Raw genomic sequence first — 16,842 nt, forward strand, 5'->3', positions numbered from 1 at the left:
AGCTATCGATTATATTTTAGAAAGATTGAATGATTGTGATAATTGTCCTGATACTGAAAGTAATTCGTAATATTTTTGAATAATAGTGGCTTTAGATAAAGCAGTTTGAATTTTGGCATTTAAATGTTCTACGTCAGCTTCTACCAAATCGTTGGTATCAGACAAACCATTGTCAAACTTATCTTTTACTAATCTGTAATTTTCTGCCGCTTGCTGAAGCGCTTCGTCATAAACAACACTTTGATTAATAGCCAAGTCGTAATCTTCAATAGATTTTTGAACTTCAACTTTAATACGGTCCGTCATAATTGCTTCTGTGTTTTTTACTTCCAAAGCTCTGCTTTCTGCTTCTTTAACATGCACATTATTTTTTAAGATTCCAGAAATGTCATAAGAAAGTCCGATTCCGAAATTCATAGCATATTTTACAGTAATGATATCTTTAAGATCCAATGCTGTATAACCTCCAAGTAATGAAATTGCTGGGTAATATCCTGCTTTAGCGACTTTAATATTTGCTTCAGATGCTTTTCCTTGTAATCTAACCGCTTCCAAATCTTTTCTGTTTTCCAACGCTATAGCATCAGAAGTTGGCGCATTGTTTGTTTTTAAATTAAAGAAATCATCTTCATTAACCTGAATTTTTACATTAGGATCTAATTTAAGCAATGTAGTTAGATAGAAATTAATGTTATTAAGATTATTATTAGCTTCATCGATAGATAATTGCGTTTTAGAAACCAATAATTGTGCTTTTAATAAGTCATTTCTCGGAATAATTCCGTTTTTCTCCAATTCTGTAAAATCAGTAACACGCTGTTTCGCACTTTTCTGATTCTCGTTTAAAACATCTAATGTTTTTTGAGCTTTATATAGCGCTGTGTAATAAGTAATTACTTTTAAAGCAACATCTTCTTTAGTTTTTTCAGCATTTGCGCTTTCTGCTTCGTACATGCTGTCATAAGCATCAATACTGCTTTGAATTTTAAAACCAGCAAAAATTGGCAGACTTAAATTTGCCATTCCTAACATTGCACGATCTGGAGATGCTAGAGAAGCGCTTTCTCCCTGACCAGGCATATCAATAGAAGCTTTTGTAAGGCGCTGGTACTGGCCAGAAACTTTAATATCTGGATATTGATTGTTTTTTACGGTTTTTAATTCGTACATTTTTGTGTTTACCTTAGTATTGGCAAGCGTAACCTCGTTACTCTTTTCCCAAGCTATTTGTACAGCTTCGCCTAAGGTTAAACTTGTTTTTTCTTGTGCTTCTATTGAAGATATTCCGATAAAGAAAACTCCAAAGAGCATTAATTGATTAATTTTCATAAACAAGTAGCGCTTTTATAGTTTGTTGAATGTGCTTTGTGAGATCGTTTGTAATGTAATTGTTAAACATTTCCTCAGTTTTTAAATCAAATAATTCTTCGAAGAAATGCCGATTCATGTGAAAGTGAAAAAAAGTTCCAATAATTGTGGGTGTAATAAGCTGGATATTGATGTCTTTTCTAAAAACTCCTTGAGATTGACCTTGTTTAATAATGCTCTCTACAGCTTTTAAATTTCCTTTCTTAAGTTCTGTAAATGCATTTAGGCTTTTTTCTCTTTTTTTGTTGTTTAGTTCAAAATGTAAAACCCTGTAAATCCCTTTGTTAAGGCAAATTCGACTCACGTAAATTTCGATTAATTTCTTGACTTTCTCAAGGGGTTCGAGATTTTCCTGTAATAAATTTTCGAGCTGTAGTTTGAGATCTACAGTTTTATGAAGGATCAAAGCTTCTAGAAGTTTTTCTTTTGATCCAAAATAATACGAAACCATAGCAATATTAATTTTTGCCTCTTTAGAAATATCTCGTATCGATGTACCCTCAAAACCTTTATCAGAAAATAGCTTTTCAGCTACGTTAAGTATCTGAATTTTTTTGTCGTTTAATTCGATGTTGGACATAGTAGTGTTTCTAATCGAATGCAAAATTAAACACTTGTTTAATTTAAACACTTGTTTAATTTTATTTTAACACAATATTAACATAAAATGGTTTCGAGATTTGTGGTTCTGAAATTGTTTCTAAAGCATAAAAAAGCCTGAAAAACTAAGTCTTGCAGGCTGTTTGCTTTCAATTTAATTCTTTGGTAATTTCACTTGCTTAAAAATACCAATATTAGAAAATGATCGAATATCAGTTTTGTTTTTTGGTGTCAGATCATATCTGATATTAGAAATAATTTCATCTTTTGGTGATAGTTTTAGATCTTCAATAGATATTGTAGAGACACTACTAGAACTTTTCGTTCTGATGAAAATATTTGTTTTTTTGAATTTTAAAATATCTAAATGTTCAGGTTCAAAACTCACAACGTCATTTAAATTATAAAAGAAAATACTATCGCGAGATTCTTTAAATGTTTCAAATTGATATCTTTTATAACCTTGATTTCTAAGTACAAAACCTTCATTTTGAAAAATCTTAGTTTTAATTTTAATCCCTTTTTCATCAGTATTCTTAATTTTCAAGGGGAAAAAGTTTTTTTTAGGAGCTACTTGATCGTCAAGTTCTTCAGGAATAACTCCAAAAATGTTTTTGTTTGTTGGAATGGTTTCAAAATATTGAAAAGGCAATGATTCAACATTATTGATATCAAATACTTGAGTTGAATCTAAAATAGTATATCCAAATATGTATGAATCGCGTCCTCCCCAAGCATCATATTTATAAATAACTTTAGAGGAATTTTCAATTTTTTGAACAAATAATTCTGAAATCTTCCAGCTACGGTCACAACTCATATTCAAGAATAAGGATGCAATAATTATGAAGATTTTAAAATATTTCATTTGAATTTATTTATCGAATCTCCCCAACAAATTCAGCAATTTTACCGCTTCCTTTTTCAGATAAATGTTTAATAAAAGCACTTCCAATTATGGCGCCTTTTGCATATTTAGTGGCCTGATTAAATGTTTCTTTATTTGAAATTCCGAAACCAACAATTTGAGGATTTTTCAAATTCATATCGGCAATTCTTTCAAAATACGTTTCTTGAGTATCGCCAAAACCTGCTTGAGATCCTGTAACGCTTGCAGAACTTACCATATAAATAAATCCATTTGAAACGCTGTCGATAAAACGAATACGCTCTTCTGAAGTTTGTGGCGTAATCAAAAACACATTAATTAAACCATATTTTTCAAAAATCGCTTTGTATTCATCTGCATAAACATCAACTGGAAGATCTGGAATAATTAATCCGTCGATTCCGATTTCGGCGCATTTCTGGCAAAAAGCTTCCACTCCGTATTGTAACATCGGATTAAAATATCCCATAATAATCAACGGAATTTTTACGCTTTCGCGGATGTTCTTTAGCTGATCAAAAAGAATTTGAGTTGTCATTCCGTTATGAAGCGCTTGTGTTGAACTCGCCTGAATTGTCGGTCCATCTGCCAAAGGATCACTAAAAGGAAGTCCAATTTCGATTAAATCTACTCCGTTTTTTTCCAAATCCTGAATAATCTGCACCGTATCATTTAAGTTCGGATATCCGGCAGAAAAATAAATAGAAAGTATCTTTTTATCTTCTTGTAATTTCTGAGTTATTCTGTTCATTTTTTATATTTTTCTCCTGCAAGGTTTTCGAAACCTTGTAGATATTTTGATAAGTAATTAATAGAGGCCTACAAGGTTTCGAAAACCTTGCAGGAACACATTTTAGGCAATAATAATTTTAGTGTGTGTTACTAAAATCATTTTCTATTATTTGTTTTCGGTATAAACCCAAGCTGTTTTTCCAGATTTTAGTTTGACCTGAACTCTTTTGTATGAATTAGATTCAAATTGGTCGACTTTTAACATTTCAGAACTCGACACTTCAAAAACGACTCCATGTATAATATCTTCCAGACTTTCACTTGGCACTGCAACAACATAATCTGCCATTCCAAATTCTTCTTCTATCTGTAAACTTTTAAGTTTAAAACCCAGAATCTGATCTGGACTTCCGCTTAAAACTTTATTGAAAATCTGCATTTGAATTTGTTTTGATCTTAATGTTCCGTATGAGAATAATAGTTCCATAATAATTATATTTCCCGTTAATTTTTTAGCGTTTAGAATAAATCTCAGATCGCCGAAGCGCTAACATCAAAAGTATAACTTTTATTACAATTTAAAATACTCAATGTAATTATCTAAATCTTTGTCGCCACGTCCGGAAAGACTTATTACGATAACATCTGTAGGTTTGAACTTTTTCTGATCTAAAACAGCAAAAGCATGCGCACTTTCAATCGCCGGAATAATCCCTTCTAATTTCGTTAACTGAAGCCCTGCGTTCATAGCATCATCATCCGTAACAGAGAAAAATTCTCCGCGTCCTGATTGTGCTAAATGTGCATGTAGAGGTCCAACTCCTGGATAATCTAATCCTGCAGAAATAGAATAAGGTTCTGTAATTTGTCCGTCTGGTGTTTGCATTAAAAGGGTTTTGCAACCATGAATAACGCCCACTTTTCCTAATTTGCTTGTCGCGGCGCTATGTCCTGAGTCAACACCTTTTCCTGCTGCTTCAACGGCAATAATTCCAACTTCAGGCTCGTGTAAAAAGTGATAATACGTTCCTGCTGCGTTACTTCCTCCACCAATACATGCTACAACATAATCAGGATTTTCGCGACCTTCTTTTTCTTTCAACTGCCATTTAATTTCTTCTGAAATAATACTTTGAAAACGCGTTACCATATCTGGATAAGGATGCGGTCCAATGGCAGATCCGATAATATAATGTGTGTCGACCGGATTGTTGATCCAATCACGAATTGCCTCATTTGTAGCATCTTTTAAAGTTCGTGAACCCGAAAGTGCCGGACGAACTTCTGCGCCTAACATTTTCATACGTGCCACATTTGGTGCCTGACGTGCAATGTCAATTTCGCCCATATAAACGATGCATTCAATTCCCATTAAAGCACAAACTGTTGCAGTCGCAACTCCATGTTGTCCAGCTCCGGTTTCGGCAATAATTCTTTTTTTACCCAAACGTTTTGCCAGCAGAATCTGTCCGATAGTGTTGTTGACTTTATGCGCTCCAGTATGGTTTAAGTCTTCTCTTTTTAGGTAAACTTTTGTATTGTATTTTTCAGACAAACGTTTTGCAAAATACAGCGGACTAGGGCGTCCTACATAATCTTTTAATAACTGATTGAACTCTGCTTTAAAATCAGGTTCGTCCATTATGCTTAGATATTTCTGGCGTAATTCTTCTACATTCGGATACAGCATTTCTGGAATGAAAGCTCCTCCAAATTCTCCGTAATATCCTTTTTCGTTAACGTTAAAACTCATTTTTTAAAATTTTAAAAGTTGGCAACATCAAATTTGCGTTTGAAATTGCTTAATAGATTTCTATTTTTTAGCCCTGGCTCGATTTCAAATTTACTATTTACATCGATAGCATAAACGGGTAATTTGGTTTTTGAAATTTCCTCAATAGCTTTTAATTCATTCATTCCAATTCCGCCACTTAAAAAGAAAGGCTTTTTCGAATGGTATTTTTTTAATATGCTCCAGTCGAAAGTGGTTCCATTTCCGCCTGGCAGTTTTCCTTTCGTGTCAAACAGAAAATAATCGCAGACATTTTCAAAAGGTTTAATTACTTCAAAATCAAAATTTTCATCGGCAGAAAATACTTTGATAATTTCAGTTTTCTTTGGAAGTTTTTCTTTTAAGGTTTCACAAAACTCAACTGATTCTGTTCCATGTAGCTGAACGGCTTGTAAATTGTATTTTTCAACTTTATCCAAAATTTCTTCCTGACTCTGATTGACAAAAACGCCCACTTTTTTAATTGTTTTTATCAGTTCGGGAATATTCCCATTGCAATATCTAGCGGACTTTTCCCAGAAAATAAATCCCATATAATCGGGTAGGAGCGCACCTACCTCTAGGATATTTTCTGGATGTTTCATACCGCAAATTTTAAGTTTCATTGTTGTGTGTTTTTTAACGCAAAGTGCGCTAAGGTTTTTTGTTATAGATGATGTTAAACGCTAAGTTCGCAAAGCTTTGTACTGATTTTTTCGCCACGACCCGAGCGACAGCGAACAGGCGAAGCAATTTCACTAATTACTCTAATTTCTTTTTTTATTTGCCACAGATTAAAAAAGATTTTCACAGATTAATCATTTTAATCCTTTTAATCTGTGGCAAAAGAAATTTGTGAAAATTTGTGAAATTTGTGGCTAAACTTTAAAGCTGTTTTATAAATTCAGTTGCAGCTTCTCCTGCGTTGTCAGTTTTCATGAAGTTTTCTCCAATTAAGAAACCTTTGTAGCCATAAGGTTTTAGTTCTTGAATAGCTTCTACAGATGAAATGCCGCTTTCTGAAACTTTTACAAATTCATCTGGAATTTTTGATGCTAATTCTTTACTGAAATCTAAGCTTACTTCAAAAGTTTTCAAGTTTCTGTTATTCACTCCAATCATGTCTAAAGTGGGCATAATCGATTTTTCTAATTCTTCTTGATTGTGAACTTCCAGCAGTACTTCTAATCCTAATTTTTTAGCAAATTCAGACAATGATTTGATTTCTTCACGGGTTAAAACTGCTGCGATTAACAAAATTAAATCGGCTCCGTGTGCTTTTGCTTCCAGAATTTGATATTCGTCTACAATAAATTCTTTTCGCAAAAGCGGAATATTTACAGACGCTCTCGCTAAAAGTAAATCGTCAAGCGAACCTCCAAAATATTTTCCGTCTGTTAAAACAGAAATTCCGCACGCACCGGCATTTTCATAACCTTTTACCACTTCTTCAACAGTAAAATTATTGTTGATAATTGATTTTGAAGGTGAACGACGTTTGTGTTCCGCGATAATTCCAGAATTGCTTTCTCTTAATTTCAGACTAAGCGAAATGGTTTCTTTTTCAAAAAATACCGAAGCTTCTAATTGCGAAACCGGAATAATCGATTTCTTCAGAATCACTTCACGTTTTTTGTCTATTATTATTTTATCTAAGATATTCATTGTTTATTTTGTTTCAGGTTTCAAGTTTCAGGTTTTCTTAGCGTTCCAACAACTTGAAACATGAAACCTGAAACAAAAAACTATTTACTTAATTCTTGTAATTTTTTTAATGCCTGATGTCCTTTTCCAGACAATAAACTTTCTTTTGCCAGTTCAAAACCTTCTTTTGGAGAACATTTGTTAACCGTTGCGATTGCCATTGCAGCGTTGGCACAAACGACGTTATTTTGTGCTTCGTTTCCTTTTCCTGAAATGATATTCGTGAAAATTTGAGCCGATTCTTCAATCGTTTTTCCACCTTCGATTTCGGTTTGAGATAAAAGATGAACGCCAAAATCTTCAGGATTCAACATTCCTTCCATGCGATTTGAAATCGTTTTGGTTGGACCAGTTAATGAGATTTCATCATATCCGTCAAGCGAATGTAAGATGGTGAAATTCACCTCGGTATTTTGATATAAATAAGCATACATTCTCGCTAATTCTAAGTTGAAAACTCCAACCAATTGATTTTGCGGAAAAGAGGGATTCACCATTGGTCCCAACATATTAAAGAACGTTTTTACGGCCAACTCTTTTCTGATTGGCCCAACATTTTTCATTGCTGGGTGAAATAGGGGAGCGTGCAAAACGCAGATTCCTGCCTGATCGATGCATTTTTCTAAAAATGAAGGGTCATTGCTAAATTTGATTCCCATTTTTTCCATCACGTTGCTCGATCCAGAAATAGAAGAAACGCCATAATTTCCGTGTTTTGCCACTTTTATTCCTGCTCCAGCAGAAACAAAAGAAGCCAAAGTCGAAATATTGAAAGTATCTTTTCCGTCACCGCCCGTTCCGCATAAATCGATGGTGTTATAAGCGGCTAAATCTACACGAATACATAATTCTAATAAAGCTTCACGAAAACCCGAAAGTTCATCAATTGTAATGCTTCGCATCATAAAAACAGTCAAAAAAGCCGAAATCTGACTCGGATTATATTGACCCGTTGAAATATTAATCAATACATTTTTTGCTTCTTCTTTAGAAAGAACTTCGTGATTGATTAATTTATTTAATATTGTTTTCATTTTTTTTATTCTAAGGTTCTAAGGTGCTGAGTTGCTAAGGTTCTAAGGTTTTATTTCATTTGTTTCAGGTTTCACGTCTTGAATGAACTTGAAACTTTAAACCTGAAACTTAAAACAAATTTTAATGTTCATTTCCTTGATAAATCCACATTGGTTCTGTTTTTCCGGCGCGTTCAAATCCGTTTTTTTTATAAAAATCCACTGATTTGCCATCAGCAGTGAGCATTTGCATATGAAAGTGACGGTATTTCTCCTGCATTTTGTCCAAAATCATTTTTCCAATTCCTTTTCCCTGATAATCTGGAAGCACCAATAAATGCGGATAATAAACAGTCAAGAATCCATCAGAAATAGCATTACCAAGTCCTACTAATTTCTCGCCTTCCCAAGCTGTTATCAAGGTTTCAGAATTCAAAAGTCCGTTATACAGCTCATTTGGTTTACTTGCCGAACTCCATTCATTTGCTTTGTATAAAACCAAAATGTCTTCAATTTTGATTTCTTTAGTTTCTAGAATTGATATTTCCATTTTTTTAAGGGACTAAGGTTCTAAGATGCTAAGTGGATAAGGTTTTTAGTTTTGTTTCAGGTTCCAAGTTTCAGGTTTCAGGTTTCACGTTGTTACAACTTTAAACTTGAAACCTGAAACTTGAAACTTGAAACTTGAAACTTGAAACAAAAACTTAACTCTTCACCCAGTTTTCCAACATCTTTTTTCCATTTGGTGTTAGCACACTTTCCGGATGAAATTGAACGCCTCTCACATCATAATTTTTATGGCGAAGTGACATTACCTGTCCGTTTTCATCAAACGAAGTTGCTTCTAATACGTCTGGAAGGTTAGTGTCTACAACCCACGAATGATAACGGCCAACTTCAAATTCTTTTTCTAAACCTTCAAACAAAACTTCGTCGTCTACAACTGTTTTTACATGAGTTGCCACGCCGTGATATACTTTGTCCAGATTTGAAAGTGTTCCGCCAAAAACTTCTCCAATTGCTTGCTGTCCTAAACAAACTCCCAATATACTTTTGGTCGGACTGTATTTTTCGATTACCGCTTTTAGTAAACCTGCTTCATCTGGAATTCCAGGTCCCGGAGAAAGTAAAATTTTCTCGAAAGACGCAATTTCATCAATATCAAACTCATCATTTCTGTAAACCGTAACTTCGCAGTTTAAATCTTCTAAATAGTGCACTAAATTGTAAGTGAAACTATCGTAATTGTCTATAACTAGTATTTTTTTCATTTTTCTTATTTTGTTTCAAAGTTTCAGGTTTCAAGTTTCAGGTTCCACGTTGCTGATAACTTGAAACTTGAAACAAAGAAAACCTGAAACCAATTCTTTTTATTTCTCTCGAACGTACTTTTCAGTAATAATTCGGTCTATTCCTAATTTTTCTACTTTTTCTACTCCCTTTTGAATTAAAGTGTCGTTTTGAACTTTTACTACAAACTCAAATTTTCCATTTTCCCAATCACGGTTATTAAAATATTCCAAATTTTCAGTGTAGATACTGTCTTTCAAAGTATATTTTCCGCCTCCAGCAAAATACAATGCCGTTAAGGAATCTTTTCCGTTTTTCAAATCATGATTCATAAAAGCAAAATGTGTATCATTTATAACCTTAATCATTTTGGTGTTTTTATTGAAAGTAGAAAAAGTAGAATCTTTTTCGGTCGTTTCTGCCGATATAAGACGCCAGGTTCCTTCAATCGGATTCTCCTTTTTTTCTGAATTACAAGAAGTCATGCTAATAATTAAAACTAAAATGGATACTGCTTTTTTCATGATTTTGTGTGGTTTTATGGTTTGTTTTGATTTGTTTCAAGTTTCAGGTTTCAGGTTTGCTTTGCGTTCCAATAACTTGAAACTTTAAACAAAGAAAACCTGAAACAAAATTTAAATATTCTCTGCCATTTCAAGTGCTGTATTCAGAGCTCTCAGCTTATTATAAACTTCTTGCATTTCGCTTTCTTCATCAGAACTTGCTACGATTCCGGCTCCGGCTTGGCAATGCAATTGATGATTTTTAGAAAGGAAAGTTCGAATCATAATCGCATGGTTAAAGTTTCCGTCAAAATCCATCACGCCGATTGCGCCTCCGTAAAAATTACGGTTTGTTTTTTCGCATTCTTCAATTAACTGCATTGCTCTATGTTTTGGCGCTCCGCTCAAAGTTCCTGCAGGAAAAGTATCGGCGACAACCTGCATTGTAGTTGCTTTGTCGTGTAAATGTCCAGTAACTTTAGAAACCAAGTGAATTACGTGAGAGAAAAACTGAACTTCTCTATATTTTTCTACGTTTACATCATGTCCGTTTCGGCTTAAATCATTTCTTGCCAAGTCAACCAACATAACGTGTTCGCTGTTTTCTTTTTTATCTTCAGAAAGTTCTTTGGCTAAAAGCGCATCGCGTTCGTCATTTCCAGTTCTTTTAAAAGTTCCCGCAATTGGATGTATTTCTGCTTTTCTGTTTTTTACAATAATTTGCGCTTCTGGTGAAGAACCGAATATTTTGAAATCTCCATAATCAAAAAAGAACAAATAAGGAGAAGGATTTATGCTTCTTAAAGCTCTATACACATTAAATTCGTCTCCTTTAAAACCTTGAGTAAATCTGCGTGAAAGAACCAATTGGAAAACGTCTCCGCGGTAACAATGTTTTTTCGCTAAAGCTACATTTGATTTAAATTCTTCATCAGTTAAATTGGAAAAACCTTCTCCTTCTTTAGAGAATTTATAAGAAGCAATATTTCTTGATTGCAGTAATTGCTCAATTTCTGCAATATTGTTTTTTCCGTCCATGCTGTGGCAGAAAATATAAGCTTCATTTTTGAAGTGATTGATGGCAATAATGTTTTGATAAACTGCATAAAAAACATCTGGTATTGAAGTCGCATTGTCTTTTTTAGCAATCGAAACTTTCTCAAAATAACGAACGGCATCATAAGAAATGTAGCCGAATAAACCATTATTAATAAACTTAAAATCGTTTTTTTCTGATTTAAACTGGCTTGAAAATTCCTGTATTACCTGCGGAATATTGATTGAAGAATCGATTGAAATTTTCTCTGAAGTTCCGTCTGGGAAAGTTTTTGAGATTACTTCATTTTCAATTTTTATAGTTGCAATCGGATTGCAGCAAATGTAAGAGAAACTGTTGTCGTTACCGTGATAATCACTACTTTCTAGCAACAAGCTGTTTGGAAATTTATCTCTTATTTTGAAATAAATGCTTACAGGCGTTACGGTGTCTGCCAGAATTTGTTTGTAATGCGTATTAAGAATAAAAGGTTTCAAAATATATAGTTTTTATGTTGTTCGTTAATTTATGTTTCAGTTTTGATCAAAAAAAAGGGCTTGTCGTGATGACAAGCCCTTTAAATTTTTATAGTTTTTACAATACCATAGGAAGCTTCGTTCACGACGTCTGACGTAAATTCTTCCACCACCAAATATTGTTCATTGTTGTTCTCATATCTTATTTTGATGTGACAAAGATATAAATGTAATTTGAATTAGAGTATATAAAAATTGAAAAAAAACTTTTCAATTTTCTGAAATTTGTTAAATTTTAATCAAAACTACATTTGTAATCTTTTAATTTCCAGAAGCTAATGTGTTGTTTACATTTAATCTAAAATCTGGATTTTCTTTGATGTTTGGAAGTGTAAATAGCTCTGAAACTTTTATTTTAGTATACTCTATTCCAAAAGCAGGATTGCCATAAAAGTTTTTTATACCAGGAATATTGCTTCCAGATTCACTTTCAATTTCACCTTGACAATTGTTTGCAATAATATTTTTAAAAGTAATTTTAGATAAATTAGCTTCGCCGTTTCCAATATTTCCTTCTAATAAAATAAAAGGAGCAAAGCCTGAAACTACACTGTTTGTTAAATTGAAAAATGTATTTTCTTTAATATAAGCAGATTCTCTAACCAATCCCTGATTGTTTTCTTCTAAATTTACCAATGTAATATTACTTGCATTTACTTTGGTCATTTTTTTTGTCATGTCTGTGCTAGCAATTTTTTCGTATGAATCAACTTCAAAACATCTTGATCCTGAAATATCTGATGAAAATGGGTGACGAATTGCAATACTATTGCTAATATTAATTTGAGCACCTTGAGTAAAATCAAAATCATCATCTGTTGTTCTAAATGAAATTAAATTGCTCATGTTCAAATCTCCTCCATAACATTCAAAAGAATCATCATTTGAAAAGCTAATCTGAATATTGCTCACCGTAGTTTTTCTTCCAACTCCAGCAAGAGAAAGACCGTTTAATTCTTTAGAAGCGCTTAATTTTCTTCCAGCATATTCGATACGAACATATTTCAAAATTCCTGAATTATCTTCTGGATCTTGACCTCCATAATGATTTAAAGTTGGATCTAAGTCAAAAGGTAAAGTGTTAACACCTCCCAAAGAATTTATAGGTGCTTTTCCTAAAACAATAATTCCGCCCCAATCACCAGGTCTTCTATTGTTTTTTTCATTTTCTGAGGTAAAGACAATTGGATCAGTTTCTAAACCTTCAGCTATAATTTTGGCTCCATTTGTAATTACCAAAGTTCCACAGGTTTTATCGTCTCCGCGAATTACTGTTCCTGGCTCGATAGTTAATGTAGCATTGTTGGTAACATACACTACACCAACTAAATGATAAACATTACGTTTTACTAATCTTGTATCTTTATCGATTGTTCCGGCAATTATATTGGTTGCTTCATCATATTCATTTATAGCTGGTTTAAAGTTGGTCCAGTTATTCATCCAGTTAGTTGCACCAGTAATTCCTTTTGGCTGTTGTTGAGCTTGTGCGAAAAAGCTGAAAATGAAGATTATAGAAGCAATGCGTAATTTTGTTTTCATAACTATGATTTTGATTTCTAGTTTTTGATTTTTTTTAATTGTCCCAAAATTAGAAGCCGTATGTTAATCAAAGTCCCGATGATTATTACGAAAGTGTTATTATAATATTAAGAATGTTAAGATTGTGGAAAGTTTTTAAAAACAAAACCCCAACAGTTGTGCACTGTTGGGGCTTATTGTATTTCTGAATTAGTAAGGCTTGTATATTAGAATTTTAAAGCTACAGCCAATTCGAATTCGTCGTTGATAGTTTTATCTCCTAAACCGTCGAAGAAACTACCTGAACCATATTTAATATCATATTTAGTTCTGTCAACTTTGAAAGCAGTTGTAGCAGTGTTTCCTTTTACAGTAATGTCAAAAGATACTGGTTTAGTGATTCCTTTGATAGTTAAATCTGCAGTTACAGAATAAACGTCAGCAGATTTTGCATTAACAGTTTTGAAAACTAATTTTGAAGTTGGGAATTTGTCAGTTCCGAAGAAATCGTCAGCTTTTAAGTGACCGTTTAATTTTCCTTGGTATTCTCCAGTTAAATCTGTAGCAGTTAATGAAGTCATGTCTACTGTAAAGCTACCTCCAGCTAATTTTTTTCCTTTGAAAACTACAGCACCTTCTTTAAAGTTTACAGTTCCAGAGTGCTCTCCAGTTACTTTTTTACCTACCCATTTGATAGTAGATCCTTTTACGTCGATTTTTTTAGTTTGAGCGTTTACTGAGATTCCAGCTGCTGCTACGAATAATGCTATTGCAATTGTTTTTAAATTTTTCATGTTGTTAAAAATTAAAATTTGAATTTGATTAATATAATTATAAAGTGATAAATAATTCTTCGTGTGATTTTCTAACTTTTTTAAAGTGCTGCGAATTGTCCTCATCATGTCTGTAACCAACTGTAGCGATAACAGATGCATTTAATCCTAATTTGTCGAAACCTAAGATTTCATTGAATTTTGCTGCATTGAAACCTTCCATTGGAGTTGCATCAATTTTTAATTCAGCAGCGGCGTTTAATAAGTTTCCTAAAGCTAGATAAGTTTGTTTTGCGGTCCAGATATGTTTTGCATCTGCAGATAAATTTGCGATTACATTTTTCATCATATCGCTGAACCCGCCTAAAGCTTCTGTTGGAACACCTCTAACTTCGCTGATATTAGTGATGTATTTGTCAACAGAACCAGCATCAAGGTTTAAATCATTTGCAAAAATGAATAGGTGAGAAGCATCTGTAAGCTGACCTTGTCCCCAAGCCGCAGCTTTTAATTGTTCTCTAATTTCTGGATTTTCTACAATAACGACTTTATAAGGTTGTAATCCGTATGAAGAAGCGCTTAATCTAACGGCCTCTTTTAATGTATTTAAATCAGCATCTGATATCTTTTTTGAAGCATCAAATTGTTTGGTTGCATATCTCCAATTTTGATTTTCTACGAAATTGCTCATGGTATTTAAATTTATTTATTGGTTCTAAATTTTTCTAATAATTGATTTAAGAAAACCAGCTCATCTGGTTTCAAATTGTCAGCAAATGTGTTTTCATGCGCATCTACTTTCGGATCTAATTCTTTTAGAACGTCCAATCCTTTTTGTGTGATTAAGACCTCTATTTTTCTTCGGTTATCTGGACAAACATTTCGGGTTACCAATTCTTTTAATAATAATTTGTCTACCAATCGTGTTGTATTGCTCGTTTTAGCAAGCATTCGTTCTTGTATAACGCACATATTGGCAGGCTTCCCTTTTTGTCCTCTTAATATACGCAACACATTATATTGTTCTCCAGATAAATCATACGGTTTAAGCAACTCGTTGAAATGATCCTGAACTACATTTTGCGTGTACATGATATTCAGAATAACTTTTTTCGCATTATCCATCTTAACCGTACTCTTAATAACCTCTTCAATTGTCATAGTCGTAAGTGTATAATTTGTATATACAAATGTATATCTTTTAATAGTTGTATATACAAGTGTCGTGTTAATTTTTTGTTAATTATAAAAAAATCTCAGAACTACATACTAAATCTGAACTTTTAAAAACATAAAAGTAAAGTAATTTATTGTTTTAATATGCTGATTTTTTGATGTTTAACTTTAATTTAAACTAAAAAAATGTTCTAAAAAGATTTTGTGCTTAGAAGGCGCTTTTGTAAGAGAGGTAAAATGATAAGTCTTTTAAAATCAGGGTTATTTACATTTTATTGAAATTCTAAAAGAAGAAAACCTTTTGCAATTTGTCTGAAATTTGAAATTTCTGTCGAAATCCACGCTTCATCGTGACCTAATTCTTTAGCAATTAATCGTGCTATTTTTTCCGAAACTTCAATTGCGGCTCTTGCATCTAAAAATAATAAACGAACACGTCTGGCTAAAATATCATCAACCGTCCTCGCCATTTCGTAGCGTATTGCCCAAACAGCTTCTGCTAAAGTAAATTCATAATTAGGATGCAGTTTTTCTTTTAATTCAGGTTCGTTTTCTTGTAATTCAATGATTTTAGAAATATCTGAACCATATATATAAAGGTGATTTTCTCTATCGAAAGAATTAGTGAGCTTATTTCCATGAATGGAAAGATGCTCTGTACAGCATTCTCGTTTAGGTAATTTTCCTGTTTTAATTGCTTTATCAATAATGTCTTCAGCGATCTTTCGGTAGGTTGTCCATTTTCCGCCTGTAATGGTAATTAACCCAGTTTCTGAAACTATAATTTTATGACTTCTCGAAACTTCTTTAGTGCTTTTGCCTTCTTCTTTTGGAGCAGCCAACGGACGCAATCCAGCAAAAACAGACAGAACATCTGCACGTGTTGGTTTTTTTGACAAAAATCTTTGAGCGGTTTCCAAAACAAATTCAATTTCGCTTTCTAGCGCAATAGGTTCTAAACTGTGTTTTTTAATTAAGGTATCGGTCGTTCCCACCACAATGTGATTATGCCACGGAACGGCAAATAAAACTCGTCCGTCTTTAGTTTTCGGAATCATCAAAGCATTTTCGCCAGGCAGAAAAGATTTATCAAATACTAAATGAATGCCCTGACTTGGAACTATATATTTTTTATAGACTTTATCGTTGAGTTTCATAATGGCGTTTGTAAAAACACCAGTTGCATTTATGATCGCCGAACCTTTCAAATCGTATTTAATACCGCTTTCCTGATCGACAGCTTGAACTCCAATAATTTGGTTTTTCTCGTCTTTTAGTAAATTGACAACTTTTATATAATTTAAAACACAAGCGCCATTTTCTACAGCAGTTTGCGCCATGTTTATTGCTAAACGGGAATCATCAAATTGTCCGTCATGATAAATAACACCATTTTTTAATCCGTTTTCCTCAACGTTGGGAAGCAATTCAATAGTTTTCTTTTTCGAAAGATATTTGGAACTTCCTAAACTCAAACGACCCGATAATAAATCGTAAATCTTTAATCCGAAAGTATAGAAATAACCGCCAAACCAATGATAATTCGGAATTACAAAAGATTGATTTTTTACTAAATGATTGGCATTTTGAGCCAGTAGACCTCTTTCTTTTAATGCTTCTCTAACCAAATGAATATCGCCTTGTTCGAGATAACGTACGCCACCATGAACCAATTTGGTGCTTCGGCTCGAAGTTCCTTTCGCAAAATCGACTGCTTCTAATAAAATGGTTTTATAGCCACGACTTGCAGCATCAATAGCAGTTCCGAGTCCGCTTGCGCCTCCGCCAATTATGATTACGTCCCATTTTTCTGTATTTTCTAACTGAGATAACTGTTCGGAACGGATCATATTTTTAGTTTGCTTGTTTGGGAAATGTTGTTCAAAGCAAACTTAACAAAACGAAATTAGATTTAGATGAAGGAAATTAG

18 protein-coding genes are annotated in these 16,842 nt (G+C 33.2%); all 18 read right to left on the bottom strand.

The window, feature by feature from the left end; all coding sequences use genetic code 11:
• Positions 1-9: 9 nt before the first annotated feature.
• Positions 10-1,329, bottom strand: a complete 1,320-nt coding sequence (locus EG814_RS05905) for a TolC family protein (RefSeq protein ID WP_125719884.1) — start codon at positions 1,327-1,329, stop codon at positions 10-12.
• Entirely contained in the window at positions 1,319-1,948 is a 630-nt protein-coding gene (locus EG814_RS05910; protein ID WP_125719886.1) for a TetR family transcriptional regulator, read from the bottom strand. Before EG814_RS05910 ends, EG814_RS05905 begins: the two co-directional genes overlap by 11 nt.
• 174 nt (positions 1,949-2,122) lie before the next feature.
• Positions 2,123-2,836 (bottom strand): hypothetical protein, encoded by a 714-nt coding sequence (locus tag EG814_RS05915; RefSeq protein ID WP_125719888.1) that lies wholly within the window; start codon positions 2,834-2,836, stop codon positions 2,123-2,125.
• 10 nt (positions 2,837-2,846) lie between these two features.
• Positions 2,847-3,608 carry a tryptophan synthase subunit alpha gene (trpA, locus tag EG814_RS05920; RefSeq protein ID WP_125719890.1) on the bottom strand — a complete coding sequence of 254 codons (762 nt, stop codon included), beginning with the start codon at positions 3,606-3,608 and terminating at the stop codon, positions 2,847-2,849.
• A 147-nt stretch (positions 3,609-3,755) separates the two neighbouring features.
• Positions 3,756-4,076 carry a gamma-glutamylcyclotransferase family protein gene (locus EG814_RS05925; protein WP_125719892.1) on the bottom strand — a complete coding sequence of 107 codons (321 nt, stop codon included), beginning with the start codon at positions 4,074-4,076 and terminating at the stop codon, positions 3,756-3,758.
• Between the two features lie 84 nt (positions 4,077-4,160).
• A complete protein-coding gene (trpB, locus tag EG814_RS05930; RefSeq protein ID WP_125719894.1) occupies positions 4,161-5,342 on the bottom strand; it encodes a tryptophan synthase subunit beta in 1,182 nt (393 codons plus the stop codon).
• Between the two features lie 11 nt (positions 5,343-5,353).
• Complete coding sequence (locus tag EG814_RS05935) at positions 5,354-5,986, bottom strand: phosphoribosylanthranilate isomerase (protein ID WP_125719896.1); 633 nt, start codon at positions 5,984-5,986, stop codon at positions 5,354-5,356.
• Positions 5,987-6,245: 259 nt separating this feature from the next.
• Positions 6,246-7,025: an indole-3-glycerol phosphate synthase TrpC gene (trpC, locus tag EG814_RS05940; RefSeq protein ID WP_125719898.1), complete on the bottom strand. Its 780-nt coding sequence runs from the start codon at positions 7,023-7,025 to the stop codon at positions 6,246-6,248.
• Positions 7,026-7,105: 80 nt separating this feature from the next.
• On the bottom strand, positions 7,106-8,098 hold the full coding sequence (gene trpD, locus EG814_RS05945; protein WP_125719900.1) for an anthranilate phosphoribosyltransferase: 993 nt from the start codon (positions 8,096-8,098) through the stop codon (positions 7,106-7,108).
• A gap of 121 nt (positions 8,099-8,219) precedes the next feature.
• The gene (locus tag EG814_RS05950; protein WP_125719902.1) at positions 8,220-8,627 is read right to left on the bottom strand and encodes a GNAT family N-acetyltransferase; all 408 of its coding nucleotides are present in this window, start codon (positions 8,625-8,627) and stop codon (positions 8,220-8,222) included.
• Positions 8,628-8,781: 154 nt separating this feature from the next.
• Complete coding sequence (locus EG814_RS05955; RefSeq protein ID WP_125719904.1) at positions 8,782-9,348, bottom strand: anthranilate synthase component II; 567 nt, start codon at positions 9,346-9,348, stop codon at positions 8,782-8,784.
• Positions 9,349-9,447: 99 nt separating this feature from the next.
• The gene (locus EG814_RS05960) at positions 9,448-9,891 is read right to left on the bottom strand and encodes a hypothetical protein (RefSeq protein WP_125719906.1); all 444 of its coding nucleotides are present in this window, start codon (positions 9,889-9,891) and stop codon (positions 9,448-9,450) included.
• Between the two features lie 111 nt (positions 9,892-10,002).
• Positions 10,003-11,403, bottom strand: a complete 1,401-nt coding sequence (locus EG814_RS05965; RefSeq protein ID WP_125719908.1) for an anthranilate synthase component I family protein — start codon at positions 11,401-11,403, stop codon at positions 10,003-10,005.
• Positions 11,404-11,703: 300 nt separating this feature from the next.
• Positions 11,704-12,984, bottom strand: a complete 1,281-nt coding sequence (locus EG814_RS05970; RefSeq protein WP_125719910.1) for a hypothetical protein — start codon at positions 12,982-12,984, stop codon at positions 11,704-11,706.
• A gap of 206 nt (positions 12,985-13,190) precedes the next feature.
• Positions 13,191-13,757, bottom strand: coding sequence for a YceI family protein (locus EG814_RS05975; protein WP_125719912.1), 567 nt, complete (start codon positions 13,755-13,757; stop codon positions 13,191-13,193).
• Between the two features lie 37 nt (positions 13,758-13,794).
• Positions 13,795-14,427, bottom strand: a complete 633-nt coding sequence (locus tag EG814_RS05980; RefSeq protein WP_125719914.1) for an NAD(P)H-dependent oxidoreductase — start codon at positions 14,425-14,427, stop codon at positions 13,795-13,797.
• Between the two features lie 11 nt (positions 14,428-14,438).
• Positions 14,439-14,897 carry a MarR family winged helix-turn-helix transcriptional regulator gene (locus tag EG814_RS05985; protein WP_125719916.1) on the bottom strand — a complete coding sequence of 153 codons (459 nt, stop codon included), beginning with the start codon at positions 14,895-14,897 and terminating at the stop codon, positions 14,439-14,441.
• A 287-nt stretch (positions 14,898-15,184) separates the two neighbouring features.
• The gene (locus EG814_RS05990; protein ID WP_125719918.1) at positions 15,185-16,762 is read right to left on the bottom strand and encodes a glycerol-3-phosphate dehydrogenase/oxidase; all 1,578 of its coding nucleotides are present in this window, start codon (positions 16,760-16,762) and stop codon (positions 15,185-15,187) included.
• Positions 16,763-16,842: the final 80 nt, after the last annotated feature.

Source organism: Flavobacterium ustbae (genome assembly GCF_003946915.1).
GTDB classification, from domain to species: domain Bacteria; phylum Bacteroidota; class Bacteroidia; order Flavobacteriales; family Flavobacteriaceae; genus Flavobacterium; species Flavobacterium ustbae.